General features: G+C 69.5%; 18 protein-coding genes and 3 pseudogenes. 9 read left to right on the top strand and 12 right to left on the bottom strand.

All coding sequences use genetic code 11. The features are described 5' to 3' along the window. Positions 1-624 precede the first annotated feature (624 nt). From EJG53_RS00405 to EJG53_RS00385, 5 genes and pseudogenes are all read right to left on the bottom strand, one after another. A pseudogene (locus tag EJG53_RS00405) lies at positions 625-1,683 on the bottom strand (IS630 family transposase). A 32-nt stretch (positions 1,684-1,715) separates the two neighbouring features. Beyond that, complete coding sequence (locus EJG53_RS00395) at positions 1,716-3,539, bottom strand: glycoside hydrolase family 3 protein (protein WP_125042840.1); 1,824 nt, start codon at positions 3,537-3,539, stop codon at positions 1,716-1,718. 312 nt (positions 3,540-3,851) lie between these two features. Next, positions 3,852-4,025, bottom strand: a complete 174-nt coding sequence (locus tag EJG53_RS40520) for a hypothetical protein (RefSeq protein ID WP_154806347.1) — start codon at positions 4,023-4,025, stop codon at positions 3,852-3,854. Between the two features lie 830 nt (positions 4,026-4,855). After that, positions 4,856-6,298, bottom strand: coding sequence for a flotillin family protein (locus EJG53_RS00390; protein ID WP_244954892.1), 1,443 nt, complete (start codon positions 6,296-6,298; stop codon positions 4,856-4,858). Between the two features lie 67 nt (positions 6,299-6,365). Continuing rightward, positions 6,366-6,869, bottom strand: coding sequence for a hypothetical protein (locus tag EJG53_RS00385; RefSeq protein ID WP_125042838.1), 504 nt, complete (start codon positions 6,867-6,869; stop codon positions 6,366-6,368). Positions 6,870-9,191: 2,322 nt separating this feature from the next. Here EJG53_RS00385 and EJG53_RS00375 point away from each other — a divergent pair. Together EJG53_RS00375 and EJG53_RS43735 are read left to right on the top strand one after the other, a co-directional pair. Beyond that, positions 9,192-10,356 (top strand): annotated as a pseudogene (locus EJG53_RS00375) (IS110 family RNA-guided transposase). A gap of 1,079 nt (positions 10,357-11,435) precedes the next feature. Further along, positions 11,436-11,600 (top strand): annotated as a pseudogene (locus EJG53_RS43735) (transposase); the annotation flags it as partial. Here the strand turns inward: EJG53_RS43735 and EJG53_RS41945 are convergent. Next, positions 11,579-11,968, bottom strand: a complete 390-nt coding sequence (locus EJG53_RS41945) for a hypothetical protein (RefSeq protein WP_244954891.1) — start codon at positions 11,966-11,968, stop codon at positions 11,579-11,581. The pseudogene EJG53_RS43735 and the gene EJG53_RS41945 sit on opposite strands and share 22 nt — an antisense overlap. 6 nt (positions 11,969-11,974) lie before the next feature. Between EJG53_RS41945 and EJG53_RS43220 the strand changes: the two genes are divergently transcribed. After that, positions 11,975-12,097, top strand: a complete 123-nt coding sequence (locus EJG53_RS43220) for a hypothetical protein (protein WP_280526747.1) — start codon at positions 11,975-11,977, stop codon at positions 12,095-12,097. A gap of 309 nt (positions 12,098-12,406) precedes the next feature. After that, complete coding sequence (locus tag EJG53_RS43730; RefSeq protein ID WP_371858650.1) at positions 12,407-12,571, top strand: DUF6207 family protein; 165 nt, start codon at positions 12,407-12,409, stop codon at positions 12,569-12,571. A 486-nt stretch (positions 12,572-13,057) separates the two neighbouring features. Here the strand turns inward: EJG53_RS43730 and EJG53_RS00360 are convergent, their stop codons facing one another. Together EJG53_RS00360 and EJG53_RS00355 are read right to left on the bottom strand one after the other, a co-directional pair. After that, on the bottom strand, positions 13,058-14,077 hold the full coding sequence (locus EJG53_RS00360) for an LLM class flavin-dependent oxidoreductase (RefSeq protein ID WP_125042836.1): 1,020 nt from the start codon (positions 14,075-14,077) through the stop codon (positions 13,058-13,060). Between the two features lie 11 nt (positions 14,078-14,088). Beyond that, complete coding sequence (locus EJG53_RS00355; RefSeq protein ID WP_125042834.1) at positions 14,089-15,261, bottom strand: MFS transporter; 1,173 nt, start codon at positions 15,259-15,261, stop codon at positions 14,089-14,091. On the opposite strand from EJG53_RS00355, the gene EJG53_RS00350 reads away from it, so the two are divergent. Together EJG53_RS00350 and EJG53_RS00345 are read left to right on the top strand one after the other, a co-directional pair. Then, on the top strand, positions 15,219-15,464 hold the full coding sequence (locus EJG53_RS00350; protein ID WP_371858825.1) for a helix-turn-helix domain-containing protein: 246 nt from the start codon (positions 15,219-15,221) through the stop codon (positions 15,462-15,464). The two genes, EJG53_RS00355 and EJG53_RS00350, sit on opposite strands and share 43 nt — an antisense overlap. A 20-nt stretch (positions 15,465-15,484) precedes the next feature. Next, on the top strand, positions 15,485-16,147 hold the full coding sequence (locus EJG53_RS00345; protein ID WP_125042832.1) for a 2-oxo acid dehydrogenase subunit E2: 663 nt from the start codon (positions 15,485-15,487) through the stop codon (positions 16,145-16,147). 143 nt (positions 16,148-16,290) lie between these two features. Here the strand turns inward: EJG53_RS00345 and EJG53_RS00340 are convergent, their stop codons facing one another. Beyond that, a complete protein-coding gene (locus tag EJG53_RS00340; protein ID WP_307721716.1) occupies positions 16,291-16,455 on the bottom strand; it encodes an NAD-dependent epimerase/dehydratase family protein in 165 nt (54 codons plus the stop codon). Between the two features lie 167 nt (positions 16,456-16,622). Here EJG53_RS00340 and EJG53_RS00335 point away from each other — a divergent pair, with 167 nt between their 5' ends. The 3 genes from EJG53_RS00335 to EJG53_RS00320 all read left to right on the top strand — a co-directional run bounded on the left by EJG53_RS00335 (position 16,623) and on the right by EJG53_RS00320 (position 19,226). After that, positions 16,623-17,129: a carboxymuconolactone decarboxylase family protein gene (locus tag EJG53_RS00335; protein ID WP_125042830.1), complete on the top strand. Its 507-nt coding sequence runs from the start codon at positions 16,623-16,625 to the stop codon at positions 17,127-17,129. Between the two features lie 444 nt (positions 17,130-17,573). Further along, a complete protein-coding gene (locus EJG53_RS00325) occupies positions 17,574-18,725 on the top strand; it encodes an ISL3 family transposase (protein WP_125042828.1) in 1,152 nt (383 codons plus the stop codon). A 75-nt stretch (positions 18,726-18,800) separates the two neighbouring features. After that, positions 18,801-19,226: a transposase gene (locus tag EJG53_RS00320; RefSeq protein WP_125042826.1), complete on the top strand. Its 426-nt coding sequence runs from the start codon at positions 18,801-18,803 to the stop codon at positions 19,224-19,226. 227 nt (positions 19,227-19,453) lie between these two features. On the opposite strand, the gene EJG53_RS00315 is transcribed toward EJG53_RS00320, so the two are convergent. The 3 genes from EJG53_RS00315 to EJG53_RS00305 all read right to left on the bottom strand — a co-directional run bounded on the left by EJG53_RS00315 (position 19,454) and on the right by EJG53_RS00305 (position 21,765). Continuing rightward, positions 19,454-19,825 (bottom strand): hypothetical protein, encoded by a 372-nt coding sequence (locus EJG53_RS00315; protein WP_125042824.1) that lies wholly within the window; start codon positions 19,823-19,825, stop codon positions 19,454-19,456. A gap of 477 nt (positions 19,826-20,302) precedes the next feature. After that, positions 20,303-21,211 carry an alpha/beta hydrolase gene (locus EJG53_RS00310; protein WP_244954889.1) on the bottom strand — a complete coding sequence of 303 codons (909 nt, stop codon included), beginning with the start codon at positions 21,209-21,211 and terminating at the stop codon, positions 20,303-20,305. Beyond that, the gene (locus EJG53_RS00305; RefSeq protein ID WP_125042822.1) at positions 21,208-21,765 is read right to left on the bottom strand and encodes a quercetin 2,3-dioxygenase; all 558 of its coding nucleotides are present in this window, start codon (positions 21,763-21,765) and stop codon (positions 21,208-21,210) included. The genes EJG53_RS00310 and EJG53_RS00305 overlap by 4 nt, the downstream gene beginning before the upstream one ends. Positions 21,766-21,831: the final 66 nt, after the last annotated feature.

Raw genomic sequence — 21,831 nt, 5'->3', positions numbered from 1 at the left:
CGAATCGGGTGCCGTCCGACGGCTCGCGGTGAGGAGTCGTCAGCAACGATGGATATGGCGTCACCAGTCGTGGTGCCGGCCTTGGCGCCCCCGGCGGAACGCTGGGGAACCGTGGTGCCTGGGGCCGAGGCGCTGTCGGTGGTGCCGATGGCCTTCTCGATCACGGCCGCGGTCCGCTCCGCCGGGGAGAAGATGTCGCTGGCGAAGGCGGCGGTGCGGCCCTGAGCGTGAGTGCGGTTGCGCAGATGGTGGCGGCGATGGTGCTGGCCATGCGCTGGCGATGGTTCATGGCGACTCTTCGTAGGCAGCTTCACAGGCCCCTGGGGCATATGCCAGGGATTTGAAGCATGACGATGGCATACGAGCAGCGGGGCGCAAAGGTTGAACAGGCAAAACTTCGAGAATCAGGGCTTTGGTCCCAGAGCCTGTGAGCCGGATGGCTGGGCCAGTTGTCGATGAGGCCCGTATTTCTGGCGTGACAACCGGGACTTTGGTCCCCAGCCTGGTGAACTCGACCGGCCGGGCCCGGGACTGTCGAGGCCACGGAGACGGCGGGAGGGGGCCGTTCAGGCGGCGGTCCGCAGTACCGAAGGCGGACTCGAGTCCGTTACTGATCTCGGCGTGTCAGGGTGATGTTGGTGTGTCCAGTGGCAGGCCGGTTCCGGCTATGAACCCCTCGAGGATGCAGGGCCGGTACTGGAGGCGTTTGAGCCGGTCGCGGACGAGCGTCTCGAGACGGTGGAGGCGACGACGGCGAGGTTGGCGAGGCTGCGTTTGATGTGTGCTGCGTTTGATGTGTGCCCATGCGCCTTCGACCTGGTTGAGCTGTGGTGAGCAGGCCGGCAACAGGAACATCGCCAGCCAGTCGCGTCCGGCGATCAGTTCCCGCATCGTCTTGGAGACATGGGTGTTGAGCCGGCCCCACACCAGCACGACGGGTGCCTTGACGAGCTGATGGACGCTGTTCAGGAGGGCGATGTAGTCACGCTCGCTCATGCTGCGTCGTGTGCCCTTGCCCGCGGGGTGGGTGAGCAGGCGGTGGCACAGCCGGGTGCGGGAACCCGGCCGCCAGGCGATCAGCCCGGCCACCGACAGGCGTCCCGAGCGCCGCCCGCTGACGGCCACGACCGGGGTGTGGCCACGTCGGCCCCAGGTACGTCCGCTGGGCGGCCGGAGGGTGGAGCCTGCCTCGTCCTCGAAGCAGAGGTAGCCCCCGCAGGCTGCCCGGGACCTTTTACCTCGGCCCAGGTCGCCTCCTTCCCCACGGTCACGGCCTGCTCGTCGCGCTCGGCCACCCGCCGTGCGGGCATCTGCGGGGTGAACCCGAGCCGGCGCATCAGCCGCGTCGCGCCCGAGACGCTGTAGGAGACGTGGAACTTCCTGCCGACCAGCGTGGCCACCCGCGCGGCCGCCCACACCTGGTCCTCCGTCCAGCCGTACGCGGCTGGGCCCTGATCGAGATACCCGGCAAGCTTCTCCAGACAGCGTGGTGACAGACGGCACCGGCCCCCGCGAAAGCAGCCGCCGGCACCGCCCGGCCGCCACAGATGCTGCCACTGGTAGGCCGACTTCCGGCTCACGCAGCCGCCGGGCGACCTCGGGCGGTTTGACCTCCTGCTCGAACAGCTCAGCAGTCTGCATCCGTACCGTCTCCCGGTGCCGACGTCCCGAAGCTTCCTCAATTGAATCTCAGCCGCCGGTCACTGGCCGGCAGCTCAGTACGAGAGTCCGTGTCCGACCGGATGGAGGACGTTCCCCGGCGCGTCGGCCCGCATGACCGGTACCGGTAGCTTCCCTTCCGGGTCGCGGCGCCCGGCGATCACCCGGGCCGCGGCCCGCAGTTCCACGTCCGTCCAGGAGTAGGTGGCCAGCGCCGCCCGTACGCCCGGCAGTTGCGCGATGTCGTACGGATTGCGTACGGCCACCTGGACCACCGGTTTGCCGGTTTCCAGCAGTGCCTCGACCAGGGCGCGCTGCGACGACGCTGCCGTGACGTTGTACGTCGTCACGATCGCCGCGTCCTGTGTACGGAGCGCCGCAACCGCCCGGTCGATCAGTTCCTGGGTGGGTGCGGTGCCGGTGGGGAGCGCGGTGGCCGTGAAACCCAGTTGACTGAAGGTTTCTGCGAGCACTGTGGTGGGCGGGCCCCCGGTCCCGGACGGCGGCGCCGCGTCGGCGCCGGCCACCAGCAGACGCCGCTGCGCGCGCCGGGACAACGGCAGCAGCCCGCCGTCGTTGACGAGCAGCGTGGTGGTGCGGTCCGCGATCCGGTCCGCCGTGGCGAGATGCCGCCGCGTGCCGACGCAACGTTCCACCGCGCGGTGCGTCGTGTACGGATCGTCGAACAGCCCGCGCCGCTGCTTGAGCAGGAAAATACGGATCAGCTTCTCGTCGAGGGCGCGCTCGGTCAGCTCGCCCGTCCGTACCGCCTTGAGCACGCTCGCGAAAGCGACGGCGATGTTTGGCGGATTGAGCAACTGGTCGGCCCCCGCCTTGAGCGCGAGCACCGGCACCCGGGCGTCACCGTACTTCGTCCGTACGCCCTGCATCCCGAGCGAGTCGGTCACCACCACACCCTCGAAACCGAGCCGCTCGCGCAGGACGCCGGTGAGGATCGGCCGGGACAGCGTGGCCGGGTCCTCGCTCGCGTCGAAGGCGGGCACGACGATGTGCGCCGTCATGACCGAATCGATGCCGGCCTCGATCGCGGCCCGCAACGGCGGGGCGTCCAGCCGCTCCCACTCCTCGGCGGTGTGCCGGATGTACGGCAGCCCGACGTGGCTGTCGGTGTCGGTGTCGCCGTGCCCCGGGAAGTGCTTGGCCGTCGCGGCCACCCCGGCGCGCTGGTACCCCTGTACCTGCGCGGTGACCAGCCGCGCCACCGCCTTCGGCTCGCAACCGAAGGAGCGTACGCCGATCACGGGGTTGGCGGGATTGACGTTCACGTCGGCGACCGGCGCGTAGTCCTGCCGGATGCCCATCGCGTACAGCTCCTCGCCCGCGATCCGGCCGGCCGTACGGGCGTCCTCGCGCGAGCGCCCGGCGCCCAGCGCCATCGCGCCGGGGAAGAGCGTGGCGGGCGCGCCGATCCGTGCCACTATCCCGTGCTCCTGGTCGGTGGAGATCAACAGCGGTACGGGGACGCGCTGGGCGGCGGCGGCCCGCTGGATGCCGTTGGAGAGGTCGGCGATCTGGTGGGGTTCGCGGGTGTTGTGCGCCCAGCCGAAGTAGATGATGCCGCCGAGGTGGTACTTGGCGACCAGTTCGGCGGCGTTGGAGACGCCCGTCTCCTTGCGGTTGGCCTCGGCGTCGGCGGGGTCCGGATCGGTCGCGGAGTGCCCGTAGACCCGCATCACGAACAACTGGCCGACCTTTTCCTCCAGATTCATCCGGGAAACGAGCCGGGCCGCGCGGGCGCGGGCATCGGCGGCCCCTGCGGCACGCGGGCCGGAAGCGACGGCGTGAACGGCGCCGCCGCCCGTACCCATGGCACAGGCGGCGGCCGCGGCGGTGGTCAGGACGGTACGTCTGGAGTGCATCGGCGCTCCTTCCGGAGGGCTTTGTTGTCGAGTGCTGCCCGGTGGCCTGAAGGAAATCTCCAAGAAGTCACGAGTAGCCGGAAAAGTGTTGCCGGTCGATGCTCGACGGCTCCGCCGGTCGAAGGGGCGTCGCGACGCGGTGCGAGCGAAGCGCCCAGGGAGGCGCGAGCGTTCTTCCCGAGAGCAGCGTTCGTCTGGGCGCATCTTCGTCCTCCTGGTGTTCGTTGTCACCGCCGTACGGTCCGAACGGCCCGCGCTCGCCCGGGTGCGCGCCGATGGCGCGGGCTCCCTTGACTCTGTACTCGTGCGCGATCACTGGTGCCTCCGAAGGGCTGCGGCTTCCAGGCCGGCGACATTACGTCCCCGCTCCGGAGCCACGCACGACCGGGCGAGGAGGGTGGGGACGCCGCGGATGTCAGGCTGTTGCAGGCCCGCGATGCACAGGTACGCGCCGCGGGACGTACGTCGGGCACAGGTGGTGGTCATGTCTCCTCCACGGTCACAGGTTCGTACGCAGGGCGGACCCGGACGGCTCGGGAGAACCGGCTGGCGGCCTGGCCTGCAAGGTTGGGTGGTCCGGGGCGCAGCGGGCTCGGTCCGTCCGCGAGAGGGGCGGACGACGTGCAGACGGACGGAGCGGTCAGAAGGGCGGCGGCGTGCGCTGGCCGTCGCAGTGGTTCACGTAGGTGCACAGCCACCGTTCGTCATCAGCCGGTGGGGCGGGCTCCTCCCCGAACCTGATCTTCCGCTGACGCCACCGGGCCCATGTGGCGGGCATGGCGCCAGCTCCCACAGCGTTCACAAGGGGGCGGGGTCGGGGCATCGTTTGGCCTTTCTTTGGGTCGATGGGCCTGCGGTGGGTGGGACGCGGTGAGTGCAGTGCGGGAAGTCAGCGATCCTTGTCGTATCCCGGCCCGGCCTGCCAGGTCGGCTTCTCACCCACCTCACTGTCGTACCGCCCAGGTTGGACGTCCGCGCAGTCCGGGTGGTCATGGGTGGACCCCTGGTACGGGAGCGAACGGAAGAGCAGGCGTCTCAACAAGGTGAAAGGATCTTGGGGTTGCCGAATTACACCGGCGTCTGGATCCGCCGTCGGTCGTCGGTCATCTTGTGTGAGCCGCATCGTCTTCCCGCTGTCACCCGTCGTGCCCGCAGCGGCTGTCTTCAGCCCGTCCATGGAGCCACCCGAGAGTATGAGACGTCCCTGCAAGAGCAGTGCCGCTCCGACAGGGGCGGGGACCGAAGGTCTTCCGGTCCCGCGCGACAGGTACACCGGCCGGGGCCCGGGTCTCTGCGAGGGCTGTCGCGGGCCGGAGTCAGGCGGCCCTGTTTGTGTTCTTATCGCCGGCGGTGGCCGGTGCGGTCCCCGCCGCGCCGGGCTTGCGGGTTGTCGCGCGCCGGGAGACGTTCTTCAGGAGTTTGGCGAGGTCGACTCCGGTGGTGGAGCTGAGGAGTTCGACGCCCTGGGCGACGTTGTCGGTGACCGTACGAGAGAGCCGGCTCGCGCCGTCCGTGGAGATCACCGTCATCTTGTCGACGGCGCTCAGCGGCTCGGACGCCTTGGCGACGACCTGCGGCAAGGCATCGGTCAGCATCTGGATGACCGCCGCGTCGCCGTACTGGGCGAACGCGTCGGCCTTCTTCCACATCGCCTCCGCTTCGGCCGCGCCCCTGGCGGCGATGGCGGCGGCCTCGGCCTCGCCTTCGATGCGCACGGCGTCGGCGAGCGAGGCGCGGTGGGCCTTTTCGCCCTCACCGGTCAGGCGGGCGCGTTCGGCGTCCGCCTCGGCCTGCTTGACCAGCGCGACCCGGCGGGCCTCGGCCTCCTGCTCGGCCTGATAACGCGCGGCGTCGGCGGGCTTGCGGACCTGGGTGTCGAGCTCGCGGTCGGTCAGGGCGGCCTGGCGCTGGGCGACCTTCTCCTGCTCGCTGAGGACTTCCTGACGGCGTGCGGCCTCGGCCAGCGGGCCGGCTGCGTCGGCCTTGGCGGCGGCGGACTCGGTCTCCACACGGATCTCGGCCTGCTTGAGGGCGAAGGTCCGCTCGGCGACCGCGATTTCCTCGGCCGCCTTGAGCCGGGCCTGCTCGGAGGCACGGCGCGCGTTGGCCTCGGCGATGTCGGCTTCCTGCTTCGCGCGGGCGGCCTCGGGGCGTCCCAGGTCCTCCAGGTAGGAGCCTTCGGTGGTGATGTCCTGGATCTGGAAGGCGTCCAGGACCAGGCCCTGGCCGGACAGGCTGGTCTCGGCCTCTTCGGCGACCTGGCCGGCGAAGGCGGCGCGGTCGCGGATGACGTCCTCCACCGACATGCGTCCGACGATGGCCCGCAGCGCCCCGGAGAGCACTTCCTGGGTGAAGCCGACGATGCCGTCCTGCTGCTGCAGGAAGCGCTGGGCGGCCGCCCGGATGGCGTCTTCGGTGCCGCCGACCTTGACGATCGCGACGCCTTCGAGGTTGGCCTTGACGCCGCGCAGGGTGACGGCGCCGCGCACGGCGACGGGGATGTGCCGGCTGGACAGGTCGAGGGTGAACCGCTGCTGGACGAAGGGGACGACGAAGACGCCGCCGCCGACCACGACCTTCTGGCCGCTGTTGTCGATGGAGATGCGGCCGGTCTCGGGGTCGGTGGACTTCCTTCCGCGCCGGCCGGTGATGATGAACGCCTCATTGGGGCCGGCGACCTTGTACCGCGTGATCACGACGAGGGCCAGCAGGACCAGGAGTACGACGACTCCCGCCGCGGCAATGAGAACTGGGCTCATGGGAAATCCCCTCTGCCGCCCGGGGGCGGCAGGTCGAATCGGGTTGTCAGGAAAGGACTGCAGCGGATCAGCGTTCGACGGGGCGGACGGCGACCGACGTGCTCGACAGGGCGGCTTCCACCCAGATCTCGGTGCCGCGCATCACGGGCTCCGCGCTCTTGGCCGCCAGCTTCATCGGCTGGCCGGCCACCCGCACCAGCACCTCGCCGTAACCTTGGGCGGGGATCGCGGTGACGACCGAACCCGCGGCACCGACCAGGTCGTCGTCGCGCGGGGTGGCAGCGGTCTGGTCGCGCATCAGCGCGCGGCTGAGCTTCCACGTCAGCCAGCCCGCGGCAGCGCCGGTGGCGACACCGATCGCGGTGGCCGCGCCGGCGCCCAGGCCGCTGGTGCCCAGCACGATGGCGCCGGTGAAACCGAGCATCGAGACGAAGCCCGCCACGACCGGCAGCGACAGCCACCCGTCGAGCAGGCCGTCCAGGCCGAAAAGCCCTTCGAGGAGGTTGCCGAAGAGGAGCGAGAGCGCCAGCAGAGCGATGCCCACGATGCCGAGTCCGAGGAAAATCGTCATTCACCCACCTCGTACCCTGGATGCCCATGGCTTCGCCGGTGGCCCACCGGCCGCTCCGCCGGAACCCGTCACCGCGGGGGCGTCGCCTCGGTACGGCTCGCCCAGGAGTACCCGGCCTTGCCCCGGCCCGCCGGCGCGGGGCCAGTGCAGAAGGTCCCCCGTACGGCAGTACCCGCTCCGACCGGCAAGGCTGGAAGGACGTGAGCGCTGAAAGGTGGCCACCGGCTGGAATCCGTCCTGGCTGATCGATGGCATTGTTCTCACCGTTGACCGGGCCTCGCCTCGACGACCGGCTTGGATGCCGCCGTCGGTAGTGGGCTGGGTGGCGAGGCCGGTGCACTCGACCGCGCTGCGAAGCGCGATGGATGCGGCGTCGCCCGTAGTGGTGTCGGCTTTGGCGTCCTGGTGGAACGCTGGCAGATCGTGGTGCCCGGGGCCGGCGCGACGTCGGTGGCCTTCTCGATCACGGCCGCGGACCGTTCGGCCTGGGAGGGGGTGTCGCTGGCGAAGACGGCAGGGGCGCCCCGAGTGCGGGTGCGGCCGTGTCGGTGGTGCTGGTGATGTGTTGGCGGTAGTTCATGCAGGCCCTTCGTAGGCAGATTCGCAAGTCCCGGCGACAAAGAGGGCATATGCCAGAACGTTACGGTTTTGACCCTGGCATATGCGGAGCATTGGGCGGAAGCTTCAATAGTTGATTACATCGGAAATCAGGGCTTTGGTCCCAAGGCTTGTGGGTCGGCTGGCTGGGTCTGCCGCCGAAGAGGCCCAAGTGGCCCGGGGCTTTGGCCCCAAGATTGCGAAACTGATCTGGCCGGGCCTGCTGTCGACGAGGCCACAGAGGCGCTGGGGCAGATGCCATTCAAGCGGCGGTCTGCGGTACTGGGGTGGGCTCGTGTCCGTTTGGGGCCGGGCAGGCTTCGGTTCGTGCAGATAGCGTGGATAGTCAGGTAGCGGCGAAGCCGGTCGAGTAATTGGGTGAAACGGTCGCGTGGCCAGCGGCATGCCGGCCACCGGTCGTCACGGAGTTTCCGGTAGTGGCACATCGCTCCGTCACTGCTGTGCTCAGCATGGTCGGAGCGGCGGCGGGGCCACGAACCGTGCCCGTGCAGAACGGTTCGCAGTCGAGGCCGCTCCCTTCGACGCGCTGCAACAGCAGATGCAACAGGCCTGAGTCGTCCCTCCGACCCGGGCCAGGCCATTTCGTGACGTCCCGTAACGGTAGTTAGTGAAGGAGTACATGGGTTCGGCGCACCATCCTCGCCCTGTGGCCGATCCGGCGCAGCCGCCACGGCCAGGAGTGGCCACCTCTGATGCGGTTGCCGCACTCGGTGCCTGGTACGAGGAGACCCTGTTCGGAGCCGCCCTCCCCAGTGCCTCGGAGGCCGGATACAGACGCCGATCCAGGACGCCGAGCCGGCTGGCCGCCTTGGGACGGCCAGCGCCACGATCTCTATGCGGCGGCCGCCGGCGCCTTCGCTGCGGGGGCTTCTGGCGGCGTGGAGGCTGCCCTCCGGGGCAGCCATCGGGTCCGGCACTTGTGCACGAGGCCGGGGGCCTCAACTTGGTGGTCCTCCAGCAGCCGGAGGCCGGACCGCAGCGCCATCGCGCACGCGTCAGCGTGCTGTACGGCCGGTGGCTCGCCGCACCAGGCGCGGGCGGCCGGCGCGCCGGCCGCCGCTCCACGTCCGTGGGAGGACCTGGCCGGCCGTGTCGCCGAGACGGTGGAGGGTGCCTCCATGTCCTTCCGCCCCGACCCGCACGCGCTGTGATGGGGGAGCGGAGGCAGGGTGGGAACCCCGCGCTTCTGCGCTGTTTCGGGCGCCACCGACGTGGGCTCGCCTGCCTCCCCGAGGGGCGTTTGGGCCGATCAACACGGGGAGCCGGAGGCAGGGCAGTGATCGGGGACCTCGCCCTGTGCCCCCGGTTCGCATCCCCAGCGCATTCGTAACTCTGTGTTGCTCAGTGAGCGGCTACGCCGCACGATCCTTGGCAGCCTCGCTGCGCTCCGGCCGGGCCCGGCACTGCTGGGTCGTGGAACGCACGGTGCCCCAGGTATCAGGGTGCCGGCCTCTCCGCCGCTGCTAGCTTGATCTTTAACGTGTGCTGTCGAACGGTGCGTCGCACTTGATCACTCGGTTCGGTAACTGCCGTACGTGGAAACGGCCTTCGTCCGAACATGTGCTCCGACCAAGGAACACACACGTCCAGCGCGAAGGCCGTGAGGGTGAGTCTGCAGTATCACGGCGCCCGGCGGGAATCGCTGGCGGAACTGTCACGCTTCCGGGGCGAGTGAACCAGCGGCGCGACCGGCTGTGGGCCGGCATGGACGCGGGCAAGGGCCATCACTGGGCCGCGGTCGTTGACCAGACCGGCGCGACGGTGTGGTCGAAGAAGGTCGACAACGACGAGTCCGCGATCCTGGCCGCAATCGGTGAGATCATGGACCTTGCCGACATCGTCAGCTGGGCCGTCGACATCTGCGGCACCGCCTCCGCGCTGCTGCTGGCCCTGCTCGCCGCCCACGGTCAAGAGGCCGTCTACGTGCCGGGCAGAACGGTAGACCGCATGCCCGGTGCCTACCGGGGCGAAGCCGAGACCGACGCCCGCGACGCCTACGTCACCGCCGAAACCGCCCGCCACCGACGGGATTTCACCGCCATCGCGGTGCCCGCCCAGCTCGCCGCCGACCTGGCCCTGCCGACCGCCCACCGACCCGATCCGGTCGCCGATCGGGTGCGAATGATCAACCGGCTGCGGGACGTGCTGACCGGCATCTTCCCCGCGTTGGAGCGGGCCTTCGACTACTCGTCGCACAAGGGCGCGCTGGTACTGCTGACCGGCTGCCAGACCCCGGCCGCGATCCGCCGCCGTGGTCGGGCGCGGTTCACCGCCTGGCTGGGCCACCGCAGGGTGCGCGGCGCGGACGCCGTGGCCGCCACCGCGCTGGAGGCCGCCGAGGCCCAGCACACCTCGCTGCCTGGCGAAGACACAGCCGCCCGGATTGTCGCGGACCTGGCAGCTCGGATCCTGGCGTCGGACGACCGGATCAAGCGCCTCGACAAGCAGATCCGCGAAGCCTTCCAGGCATCTCCAAGCCGAGATCATTGAGCCGCTGCCCGGCATGGGGCCGATCCTGGGAGCCGCACTCGTCGCCGCCGGCGACATCGCGTCGTTCGCCGGCGCCGGGAACCTCGCCTCCACAGCCGGCCTGGTACCCGTCCCACGGGACTCCGGGCGCCGGACCGGCAACCTGCACCGGCCCAAGCGGCACCGTCGCCGCCTGCGCCGGGTGTTCTGCCTGTCGGCGCAGACCAGCATCATCCGCGAGGGACCCAACCGGGACTTCTGCCTCAAGAAACGCGGTGAGGGGCTCAAGCACGTCCAAGCGATCATCGCCCTGGCTCGCCGACGAGTCGACGTGATGTGTGCACTTCTGCGCGACAACGTAGTCTTCACCTCCGCCCCGCCGGTCGCGCAGGCGGCTTGACTCAGTCATTGAAACTCCCTGGGACGCATCGAAACGGATCGGCGCGGCTTGCGCGCTGGGGCAACCTTCACCGCCGCACCGCGCGCTGCTCATCGGTGATGCCCCCGGCTCGTCCCGGATTCCATCCGGATGCGTCGTCGGGGAGCGGGCAGGCACCGGGGCGCGTGTCCGGCATCATCTGCTGGCGGCGGCGCATCAGCGGGTCTCGTCTGGCTGCTGGACATCGCCGGCGCCACGCCGCGGGAGGTCGCCGTGGGGGCCGAGCTGATGACGGGACTCGGGCAGTTCGGCGCCGGCGGGCGGGCGTTGTACGAACTCCGGCCGGGTAGTGCTGAGCGGTGCGCAGCGGTACATGTACCGCATGGCGGGGCAGCGGGTACGGTGGCCGACCGTCGTGGGCCGGGGATCGTGGACGGGTACGCCCCCTTGAAGGTGACGTTGCGGCAGGTGGCTTTATTCGTGAGTAGTGGGCTCTGGCGCAGAACTTGGGCTCTGTCGCTGATTTGGGGGTTCGGCTGGTCGTAACCGGCTGGGCATCACCTAAGCGTGATGGATGCGGTTCGTGTCGCGGACTTTCTTCTTCCGGGTATCGGGGTGGAGGTCCAAGAGGTGATGGTGGAGGACGACGAGGTCCGTCTTGCTGTGCGGTCCCCGGCGAGGTCGGTCGGCTGCCCGGGGTGCCGGTGGAGATCGTCGCGGATCCACTGCTACTACCAGCGGTGTCTGGCGGATCGTCCCGTCGCCGGGCGGCGGGTGCGACTTGCTCTGCGGGCGCGTCGCATGGTGTGCGGCAACGCCCGCTGCTCACGTCGGACCTTCGCCGAGCAGATCCCGCCTCTGACCCGTCGATACGCACGGCGCACGGACACCTTCACCGCCGGGCTCACCACCATTGCCCTGTTCCTGGGCGGACGCGCCGGAGCACGGCTGTCCGAACGCATAACCCTTACCACCTGCAAGGACACTCTGCTCCGTCTCATACGCGCGCTCCCCCTATCGCCGTCGTCTCCGGTTCTGCATCTGGGGTCGACGAGTTCGCCGTACGCCGTGGCCGTACCTACGGGACCATTCTCGTGAACATGGATACCCGCCGCCCCGTCGATGTTCTCGTGGACCGCACGGCGGCGACCTTCGCTGCCTGGCTGCGCGAACACCCCGAGGTGCGGGTCGTCTGCCGTGACCGCGCCGGCTCCTTCCGCGACGGTGCCAGCGCGGGCGCGCCTCAAGCCCGGCAGGTGGCCGATGCCTGGCACCTGCTGCACAGCCTGGCCGAGGCTGTTGAACGCATCGTCGGCCGACACCGCGCCGACTGCGCGAACCCCTCACCGTCTGGAAAACCCAGCACGACGGGCACGCCTTCGGGGACGCCGCCCTGGCCGAGCTGGACATCCACGGCAGGCCGCGTCCCCTTGTCGCCCGCACGCGGGAGCGCCACCAGCAGATCCACGAACGCATCGAACGCGGCGACAGCCTGCGAGCCATCGTCCGGGAACTCCGTCTCAGCCGCGGCACCGTTCTGCGCTTCGCCCGGGCCGCCGGGGTCGAAGAGCTTCTGGCCGGGGCGGTCCACCGCCCGAGCAAGATCGACGACTACCGGCTCTACCTGCACCACCGGTGGATGGAAGGCTGCACCGACGCCGCCGCCCTCACCCGGGAGATCCAGCTACTGGGCTACCGCGGCAACGTCAACACCGTCCGCCGCCACGCCGCCGCCGACGCTCTCGGCGATCAGGACTCCTGACGCCGGCGTGGATGCCGGCGTCAGGGTCCTCGGGGGCGCCTCGGGCACCGGCATCGGGACGCCGCTTAGCCCCACCCCAGTGCACCCCGGCAGGCTGCCTCGCGCGGAGCGGGTAGGCCGTACGGCGGCGGGCCGGACGTATGGTCCCTGCCCGACAGCCCGGCATGACTGGCGGCCTGGTGGCGAGCCGCCCGCGCGGGTGATCTGCCGTCGTGGAGCGAACCGCCGCACCGGTAGCACCGTCTGGTGGTCCATGAAGCCGATTGACGAGGCGCATCTCGCCGGGCCGGGCCTGGCCGCGGTGGAGTAGTGGCCGACGACGAGGAGACCGCGTCCGCGGCCGCGCGGGCGGTGTGCGCCCTGTGGTGGTCCAGCGGCCCGTCGCAGCCGTGGTGTGTTCCCGGCCAAGCGGGTGTCCGGGTGCGAGCCTACGTGGACATCCGGCGCGCCCCGGACGGGACATCCACCGCCTGATCCGGCCGGGGCCCTTCAGGAGGCGAGGATGGGGGCGAGCAGACCTTCCCGCGTCTGGGACAGCACATCCATGGCACCCTGGGCATCCCACCAGGCCCCGCGCTCCTCTTCCGGCGGATGCCGCTCTTGCTCGTACTGCGCAGGTCCTCCCAACTGTCCCGGCTGAAGAAGGCGCTGCGGCGCCGGAGGTGGGCCTCCGGGGCCTCGCGCAGATGCTGTTCCATCTCATCGCCGGTGTCTGGATCGGCGAGGGCCCGTACGAGCTGCCCGCCTCAGCCAGCAGATTCAGCCGGTGGGCGAGCGGCGGCAGCCGGCCCCGGGTGTCCCATGCGGCCCAGGGAAGCAATGCCGCGGTAGAGCTCCTGCGCGACTCTGGTCTCGGCCGCAGTCGCAGGACGGACCAGCATGTCCCTGGCCAGCCTCGCTTCGTCCACAGCCTGCTTTCGGATCACCGCCCCCTCCGTTGGCTTCCATAGCTCCCTTGAGTCAACCCGCTCTCAGGGAGTGAATAGCTGGCGCGAGGTGCTCTGCAATATTGCCGAGGATGAGCAGGTTCTCCTGCACGCCGAGCGTGTTGGGGATCGTGACAAGCAGGGTGTCCGCCTCCTTCACTGCGTGATCTTGCTGAATCTCCCTGATGATGGCCTCCGGCTCTCCGATGAAGCTCTTCCCGAAACGGGAGGTGGCACCTCCAAGGACGCCGACGTTTTCTTGTGCTCGGAGCGCCGCGGGGCCGAACAAGGATCGGTCACGGTCGGAGACGATCGGCAGGATGCTGCGCACGACGGCGACGCGGGGCGCACCTCGATGGCCCGCGCGATCCCAGGCGGCGCGGAAGACCCTGACCTGTTCGGCCTGGAGTTCCGAGAACGGAACACCCGTGTCCTCGGAGAGCAAGGTGCTACTGAGCAGGTGCATACCCTGTTCGCTGGCCCACTGTGCGCTCTGTCGCGTGGCCGATCCCCACCAGATGCGCTGCGGAAGGGTCTCTGACTGCGGTTGGATCGGCAACGGCACCTGCACGCCGGCCTCGGCGGGGTCGCTGATCGCCATCGGGTTCCCGGCGATGGCGGCGCGGAAGCGGTCGGTGTGCTCGCGTGCCATGTCTGCGGCGTTGCTGCCGGCGGACGGATGGAAGCCGAAGCTCTCCCATCCGCGCAGTGCGGGGTCCTGTGATCCTCGGCTGATGCCGAGCTGGAGACGTCCGCCGCTGATGAGGTCGGCTGCGGCGGAGAGCTCGGCCATGAGGAGTGGGTTCTCGTACCGCATGTCGATCACGGCGGTGCCGAGCTCGAATCGCTGAGTTCTCGCGGCCATGGCTCCCTGGAAGGACCAGGGGCTGGCGAACTGGTGCTGATAGTGGTGCACGCGCACCCAGGCGCCGTCGAAGCCGAGTTCTTCCGCGCCGACCGCGATCTCGATCCCCTGTGTCAGCGAGTCGGCTGCGGACAGGTGGTGGCGGGGCTGGTAGTGGCCGAAGGAGAGGAACCCCAGATTCTTCGTCATCGTGGCTCCTTTCATAGGACCGGGGTGGAATCGGTGGGCGACTCCGCCGCAGTGGGCAGCTCGTCCTCGGCGGAGTTGGGGGTGGGCGTGCCGCTGGCTCGGCGCAGGAGGATGACGGCGGCGCCGATGACCGTGGTGACGACGGCGCAGGCGATCATCATCATGCGGAACACGGAGGCGTAGACGGCTGCATGGCCGGTGGCCCCGGCTGCGACCTCGGCGCCGAGAGTCGGGTTGCTGAGCTGGGCGCCGATGATCGCGGCGAGGGCAGCGCCGAAGACGGCGACGGCGAGCGCTTCGCTGCCGAGTCGGAGGAAGTTGAGTATGCCGGCTGCGGCGGCGCTGCTGTGCGCGGGGACGGAGGCGAGTGCTTCGCCGTCGACGAGCCCGAGGGGGAGCCCCCATCCGAATCCCAGCAGGATCATCGGGATGACGAGCAGCACCGGGGACAGGCTCGGGTCCAACAACAGGAACAGCACGTCGCCGGTGACGAGCAGGATGATGGCGGTGTTGATGATCGTGTGCGGCGAGACGCGGGTGCGGGTGATCAGCGCGCCGGTGAGCAGCGGGCCGACGAGGACGGGGAGCGTGAGCGGGAGCCTGAACAGCCCCGCGGTCGCCGCGTCCTGACCGTGGACGGCGCTCAGCGCGATGGGTGCGTAGGTGAGGACTGAGACGTAGGCGAACGACGCGGCGACGGGGACTAGTGCGACTGCAAGGAAGCGAGGGCTGCGCAGCGGCGACAGATCGAGGAAGCCTCGGCGGGGCGCATCGCCCGTCGACGTGGCGGACGGTGCTGGCAGGACTCTGAACGCTGCAGCCGCCAGCACGAGCGCGGCGACCCCGGCGACCACGCCGAAGACACCACGCCATCCGAGCGCCGTGACAAGCAGGCCGCTGAGCGTGGGGCCGGCCGCCAGGCCGATGCCCACGATCGTGCCCAGGAGAGCGAAGGCATGTGCGCGTCGCTTGCCGTCGTAGGCGTGGGAGATGATCGAGGTGCCGCCGGTCGCGATGGCGGCCGCGCCGACGCCGGTGATGATCCGTGCGAGGTCGAGGAGGACCAAGTTTCCGGCGAGGGCGCTTCCGACTGCTCCGAGCAGGACCGTGGCGAGGCCGATGACGAACGTCCGTTGCGGTGATGGTCGAGCTCGCCGCAGACGAGGAGGATCGCGAGCGCACATGTAACTCGTTCGATCTGCCGATCTCGAAGCAGACCCAGACGCACCACTTCCGTGCGCTTCGGGAGGCCGGACTGATCTGGGAGATTGACTACGGGAACCGGAAGGGTATCCGGCTGCGCCGGTCGGACATCGACGTACGCTTCCCTGGTCTGCTCGGGATCCTCGCAGCGGAGGCGCGCAAGCCGGAACACGCAAATGGCTAGCAGCGCCGCCACGGCACGCTTTGCCGGCAAGACTCGCAGGTCGAACTCGTCCCCGCCCGCGGGTGCGGAAGGCGACGCCTGCGGCGACGGTGGCCTCGGTGCGCGAAACCCCGCAGGCGAGCGTGTGGACCGAGGTCGACGTGACACAGGCGATGGACTATCTCCGTCGCCTTCGCTCCGCGATCACCTTCGAGGGCGTGAAGGTGTCTCCACTGCTCGTCGTCTCGTCGTCTCGCTGGCAGTCCTGCGCGCGATCCGCCGGACTCCGACCACGAAAGCCGCATGGGGATGAACCGAACGGCGCGTTCATCCGCATCCATCGTGACGTGAACCTCGAAACCGCCGTCGCGACGCCGCGAGGTCTCATCGCGCCCGACATCAAGAAGGCGCAGGACCTTTCTGCCCGCGAACTCGCCCCCGCGATCACACAGCGGGCGATGACGGCTCGCGAGGGAAAGACGTCGGTGTCCGACCAGCGGGGCGGCACGATCACCTACCAGCAGGTCATGGCGGTGTTCACCGAGGCCGGCCGTCCGCTGCGTGCGCGGCAGGTGTGTGAGGCGATGGACGTGGCGGTCGCGCCCAACAACATCAACAACGTCCGCCTCAAGCTCAAGCGGCTGGCCGGCCGCGGGATCCTGGCCGAGGCCGAGCCAGGCTTGTTCACCCGGCCTCGGCCGTAGTCGACCGACATCGCCACGACCTGCCCGCCTGTCCCACACGGAACGAAGAACCGGACATCAGGTCATATACCACCCTCTGAGGGGCGTGCCCTCGGCGGCAGCGGTCCGCACGCCTTCCAGTTCTTCCGGGGTGAAGGTGACATTCAGAGATGGCCGGGTGCCGGTTGGTGACTGCTGCGGGTCAGGATACGGATGTGGTGGACCGCCTCACGCAGCAGCGGTACGACGTGACTGCCGAGCGTGCCCGTGCCTCCGGTGACGAGGAGGGGGCGGAGGTGTTCATCGTTGTCTCCCGGGCGACCGGCCATGTGCCTTACTGCCATGGCGCGCGGCGTGCCGGGAATGTGACGGCTCAGTCGCAGATCGGCCAGGATGCGCCTCGGATGGATTTTCGTCCGCCTGTCACATCGTTGCGTCGGGCTCCGTCAGAGAGGGGGCAGGACGACCTGTCCCTGGGCTTGAGGAGTTGTCGACTATGGAAACGCGTGCGATCACGGCGGAGGTTTTGATGGTTCCGCGGATGTCGGAGGACCCGGCGGAGCTTGTTCCGGAGCTGGCGGAGGTGTCGGCGGCGTTGTTCAAGCTCGTCGGGAACGGTTCGGTGCCGCGTGCCACGATCAGTCTGGTCCAGCTGCGGGCCGGTCAGCTGGTGGGAAGTACGTACCTGACCGTTCTGCACACCGGTTTCCTGCGCGCCGGCGGGGAGTCGGAGGAGCGGATCACGTCGGTGGTGTCCTGGTGGGACTCGCCGTACTTCACCGCTGCCGAGCGGGCCGCGCTGGCGCTCGTGGAGGCGGTGCTGCAGCCGCGCGCGGGCGGTGAGCGGGTCTCGGATGAACTGTATGCCCAGGTGGCCGAGTGCTACGACGCCAAGGCGCTGGCCACCTTGATGTTCGCGATCGGTCAGGTCAACTTCTTCAGCGCCGTGGCCCTCATCGCCAAGCCGGTGCCCGGCCGTTCCTTCACCGACCCCTGGAAGTAGTACAGACCCTGTAGCGAACTGACCACGTTGCAGGCGCCCCGCACGGCCTCCCTCCGGATCCGCGCGGGGCGCCTCTTACTTGTGGCGCGGACTCGAAAGACGAACCGCACGAAGTCGGGCTCAGGAAACGCGCGGCGGGACAGCTCCCGCATCGCGGCGGCCCGCCTCTCCACCGCCTCCGCGACGGCCGGGGCTCCCCGAGGCAGCCCGCAGGTGTGATCGCACGGCGGTACCCCTCGGGGGCGTCCGGTGCTCGTCCACAACAGCACTGAGTGCCCGCCTTCCTCAAAGTACGAGGACATCACCCGTCCTGGCGCTCGCATGCTGAACAAGTCGACGGACGTAGGACTGAATGGCTTTGTTGGTGAGTCGGGGGATCAGGCACACATTCCGTGAGGACGGTCACCGGGTTTCACGGGCAGTGACGTAGCGTTATCTGGGACCGTGGTGCGGTGTGACGAGCTCGTCCGTGTGCTGTTCCCGTACCTCGACACCGTGCTGGTGGACGTCGTCTTCCCGGCGGACGGCGCGGTCCACGTGGTGGCCAGAACCCGGGACGCCGTCGTGAGTTGTCCCGACTGCGCGGCGCCGTCCGAGCGGGTGCACAGCGCCTACGAGCGGCATCCTGCCGATGGCCCGGTGGGTGATCAGGCGGTACGGATCGATCTCTGCGTCCGGCGGTTGTACTGCGAGAACGCCGCTTGTCCGCGCCGTACGTTCGCCGAGCAGGTCGACGGACTCACCGTGAGGTACGGCAGGCGGACTCCGGCTTTCCGTAGGGTGCTGGAGGCTGTGGCCGTCGCTCTCGCCGGCCGCTCCGGAGCCCGCTTCACGAAGGCCCTGCACAGTGTCGTGAGCCGTATGACACTGCTGAGACTGGCGATGGCGATGCCCGATCCCGCCTGGGCCGTGCCGAAGGTGCTGGGTGTGGACGACTTCGCCATCCGCCGCGGGCAGCACTACGGCACCGTCATCATCGACTGCGAGACCGGCCAGCCCCTGGACCTGCTCCCCGGCCGGGACGCCACGACGCTGGCCGCCTGGCTACTGGCCCACCCCGGCTCTGAGGCCATCTGCCGGGACCGGGCCGGGTCCTACGCCGACGGCGCCCGCACCGGAGCGCCCCACGCGGTCCAGATCGCCGACCCCTTCCAGCTGCTGCAGAACCTCGGCACCGCGGTGGAACGCTGTGTGCGTCGGCACAACGCCTGCCTCAAACCGCCGGACGCCGATGCGAACGGCATCGGGAACATCTCCTTCGCCGAGCCGGAGAACACGACGAAGGAGATGTCACCCATCGAGGCCCGACAGCGCGAGCGCCACGCGATCGTCCACTCCCTCCTCGCCCAGGGCCACGGCATCCGGCAGATCGCCCGGGAACTGCACATGGGCGGCAACACCGTCCGCCGGGCCGCCCGCGCCGAAACACCCGAGCAGATGCCCAACGGCCGTCACCAGCCCCGGCCCAGCCAGCTCGACTCCTTCAAGGCACACCTGGACCGGCGCCGGGCCGAGGGCCACACCAACGCAATCCACCTGCACGCCGAGCTCAAAGCGCTGGGTTACCAGGGCAGTTACCAGATCATCAGCGACTAGCTGCGGCCCCGCCGCCGACGGCGCATCCGCGTCGCCGGACCGGTACCGCCGGGCGTTTGCCAGGTCACCGGCTGGATGATGCGGCACCCCGACCGGCTGCGGCACGAGGAGCGGGAGCAATTCGCCGGCATCCTCGCCCGCTGCCCCGAACTGGCCGCCGCCGAACAGCTCGTCCGGTCCGTCGCCGAAATTCTCACCAACCGCTCCGGTCAGCACCTCAAGGACTGGATCCTCGCCGCCCAGGCCGAGGAACTCCCTGGACTCCACACCTTCACGCACGGCCTGGAGAAGGACTGGGACGCCGTGCTCCAGGGCCTGACCACGCACTGGAACTCCGGACCCGTCGAAGGCCGGGTCAACCACATCAAGATGATCAAGCGGCAGATGTTCGGCCGCGCCAAGCTCCCCCTGCTCCGAAAGCGGGTCCTCCTCACTGCCATCCGTCACGAACAGTCACCGAACCCGGCACCCGGTGATCGTCCTCACGGAATGTGTGCCTGATCCCCGCAGACCCCTACATAGCCACCATGGTGCTATGTCGTGCGCCCCGATGCCTCCTTAAGCTGCTTGCCGGTCAGAAGCAGGAAGTCGACGGCGTAGCCGATGCGTTTTGCGAGCTCGCAGAAGAACCCGCACGGCCACCGTCATGTCACGGCCCGGCCGCCAGCCTCGTCAACTTTGCACTCCGACTGAAGGGCGGGGCCCCAGGATTTCCGGTTGCGGGTCGCTCAGGCCGCCGCGCGGCGCCTGCGCAGGGCTGCCACGCCCATCATCGCCGCGCCGAGCGAGATCAGCACCGCTGCCGCGAACGGGAGCCATGGTGTGCCCTCGCCTCGGGACCAGCCGACGATCAGGCCCGCCCACAGAACGACGCCGGCGGGGAGCACCAGCCAGTTCGAGACGGCGTCAGCCCGGGCCGCCGCGCGGTCTCTCCCATACGCCCGCAGCACCTCGCCCACCACGTGAGGTCCCACCATCAGCAGGAAAGCCACCACGGCCCAGTCCAGACCCTCACCCCGGCCCCAGTCAACGACGACGCTCACCGCCATGACGCCCACCGCGACGGCGAAGCCCCAGGACAGCCCCTTCTTCGCGGCCATAGAGCTCACCCCGCCCGCAGCACGGCGCGCAGCGCGCCCTCGAGACCGGTACTGCGGGTCCCGGCGGAGCAGGCCCGCATGGCGACCTTGCGGTCTTTCCATTCCAGCATGTCCGTCATGCCGGAAGCATATGCAGGGCCGGGTGACCAGACTGGATGACGGTGGCCCTCTCTCGGCCCCACCCATTGTTTCCCAGGTCGTCAGGGCATCCCGTATGACGCTCGAAGCCGACGTCATCAGCTTCCGGGCCTCCATCCGTGTCCGTTCCGCACACCCGCAGGCGCCCCACCTGACCCAACGGGCCTGGCGCCGGTGACCGCCCGGCTCCAAGAACCGGCACACCGCCGCCCACTATGACGTCGGCAGCCATCGAACTGCCTACCGGCATCACAGAGAGTGATGAACGGCAAGCAGAGGGCCGAGAAGGTTACGTTCACCGAAGTAGTTCAATACGGGACCTCGGTCCCTTTGCGTCGTTCACGCAGGTTGACAGGAGGCGAAGGTCAGGGAGCGGTGGAAGATTTCCTCCACTTCGGTGTCGGGCAGGCCGTACCAGCCGTGATCGGCGCCCGGCACCGTCCACAACTCAACCGGCGCGCCGGCCTGCTCCAGTGCTGCGGCCAGGGACCGGCTGTGCGAGCAGTCGATCAGGGTGTCCTGGTCTCCATGGACCAGGAGGAACGGTGGGGCGTCGGGCCGGACGTGGGCGAGGGGACTGGCCGTGCGGGCGCGTTCCGGGACGGTGGCCGGGGCCGCTCCGAGCATGCGTGCCTCGGGGGTGGCGGGGTCTTCGGGAGTGAAACGGCCGCGGGCGGTGGTCAGGTCGCTCGGCGCGTACCAGACCACGGCAGCGGCCGGCTGCGCGTACTCCCCGCTCGCGGGGCCGGCCTCGGTCAGGGCGAGGAGTGAGGCGAGAAGTCCGCCGGCGGACTCGCCCCATACCACCGTCCGCCCGGTGTCGATGCCGAGTTCCGTCGAGCGCAGGGTGAGCCAGCGCAAGGCGGAGCGCAGATCGTCCAGCGGGGCGGGGAAAGTGGCTTCGCCGCTGAGCCGGTAGTCGGCGCAGGCGACGGCGAGACCGGCGGCCGCGATGCGCGCGAAGGGGCGGGGGGACCAGTGGCGGGTGCGCAGTCCCATGTCGTCGCGCCGTCCCCGGCACCACGCGCCGCCGTGCACGAACAGCATCAGCGGAGCGGGGTGCGCCGCCGTGTCGGTCTCGGGCAGCCACAGGTCGAGTTCCAGCGGGCGGCTTCCGTCGATCTCTTGGTAGGGCACGCCGCGCAGTTCCCGTACCCCGGGCGCGCTCATCGCTGCGGGCGGCAGGGCGGCGCGGTCGGGGTGGGGCGCGGCGATGAGTTCGTGCAGCGAGGGCCTGGGCGCCGTCACCGGGTACGCCACTGGTGGTCGGGCAGGAAGCGTACGTCGTACTGCTGCGGGACGGTCTCGAACTTCGCGGGCTCCGGGACGACGGGCTGGTGCGGCAGGCCGAGCTGTTCGGCGGGCACGCCGAGGTTCTCGAAGAACCGCTCGAAGGTGGCGCCGGGGCCGGCGGCGACACCGACGATCTGGCTGTGGTGGCGCTCCATGCGGTAGGCGTGCGTGCAGTTCTTCGGGACGAAGCCGAAGTCACCGGGGGTGAGCAGCTTTTCCTGCTGTTCGCCGTCGGTGCCCTCGACGAACAGCCGGACGGCGCCCTGGGTGACGTAGAAGACCTCGTAGGTGTCGGTGTGCAGGTGGGCCGGTATGAGATCGGCCTTGGGGCCTTCAACGGTGAAGAAGTTGAAGGTGTTCTCGGTCTGCTCCCCGCCGGCGTAGATGGTGATCAGGTCGCCGAACAGGTGGGCGCGGTCTCCTTCGCCCTTCTCGATGAAGTAGGGCTTGCCCGGCTCCGCGGGTATGCGGGAGGTCCGGCGGTAGCGTGTGGCGTACTCGATGGTCATGCGGTCTCCTTAGGATCACCCTCTGACAGGAACGTCAGGTAGCCTGACATGACTCTGTGTCGGTGG

This window comes from Streptomyces chrestomyceticus JCM 4735, from assembly GCF_003865135.1.
In the GTDB taxonomy this organism is placed as follows: domain Bacteria; phylum Actinomycetota; class Actinomycetes; order Streptomycetales; family Streptomycetaceae; genus Streptomyces; species Streptomyces chrestomyceticus.
Note: the sequence above shows the minus strand (reverse complement) of the source record. Positions and strands in the feature narration are given on the sequence as shown.

Excerpts from the sequence above, each read along its gene's own strand:
- EJG53_RS00340 (WP_307721716.1), bottom strand. The coding sequence starts at position 16,455 with ATGGCCGGTCGCCCGGGAGACAACGATGAACACCTCCGCCCCCTCCTC.
- EJG53_RS00335 (WP_125042830.1), top strand. The coding sequence starts at position 16,623 with ATGGAAACGCGTGCGATCACGGCGGAGGTTTTGATGGTTCCGCGGATG.
- EJG53_RS43220 (WP_280526747.1), top strand. The coding sequence starts at position 11,975 with ATGGAAGGCTGCACCGACGCCGCCGCCCTCACCCGGGAGATCCAGCTA.
- EJG53_RS00390 (WP_244954892.1), bottom strand. The coding sequence starts at position 6,298 with ATGAGCCCAGTTCTCATTGCCGCGGCGGGAGTCGTCGTACTCCTGGTC.
- EJG53_RS00315 (WP_125042824.1), bottom strand. The coding sequence starts at position 19,825 with ATGGCCGCGAAGAAGGGGCTGTCCTGGGGCTTCGCCGTCGCGGTGGGC.
- EJG53_RS00305 (WP_125042822.1), bottom strand. The coding sequence starts at position 21,765 with ATGACCATCGAGTACGCCACACGCTACCGCCGGACCTCCCGCATACCC.
- EJG53_RS00385 (WP_125042838.1), bottom strand. The coding sequence starts at position 6,869 with ATGACGATTTTCCTCGGACTCGGCATCGTGGGCATCGCTCTGCTGGCG.
- EJG53_RS00395 (WP_125042840.1), bottom strand. The coding sequence starts at position 3,539 with ATGCACTCCAGACGTACCGTCCTGACCACCGCCGCGGCCGCCGCCTGT.
- EJG53_RS00360 (WP_125042836.1), bottom strand. The coding sequence starts at position 14,077 with ATGACGAAGAATCTGGGGTTCCTCTCCTTCGGCCACTACCAGCCCCGC.
- EJG53_RS00350 (WP_371858825.1), top strand. The coding sequence starts at position 15,219 with ATGGTCGAGCTCGCCGCAGACGAGGAGGATCGCGAGCGCACATGTAAC.
- EJG53_RS00320 (WP_125042826.1), top strand. The coding sequence starts at position 18,801 with ATGATGCGGCACCCCGACCGGCTGCGGCACGAGGAGCGGGAGCAATTC.
- EJG53_RS40520 (WP_154806347.1), bottom strand. The coding sequence starts at position 4,025 with ATGACCACCACCTGTGCCCGACGTACGTCCCGCGGCGCGTACCTGTGC.
- EJG53_RS00355 (WP_125042834.1), bottom strand. The coding sequence starts at position 15,261 with ATGTGCGCTCGCGATCCTCCTCGTCTGCGGCGAGCTCGACCATCACCG.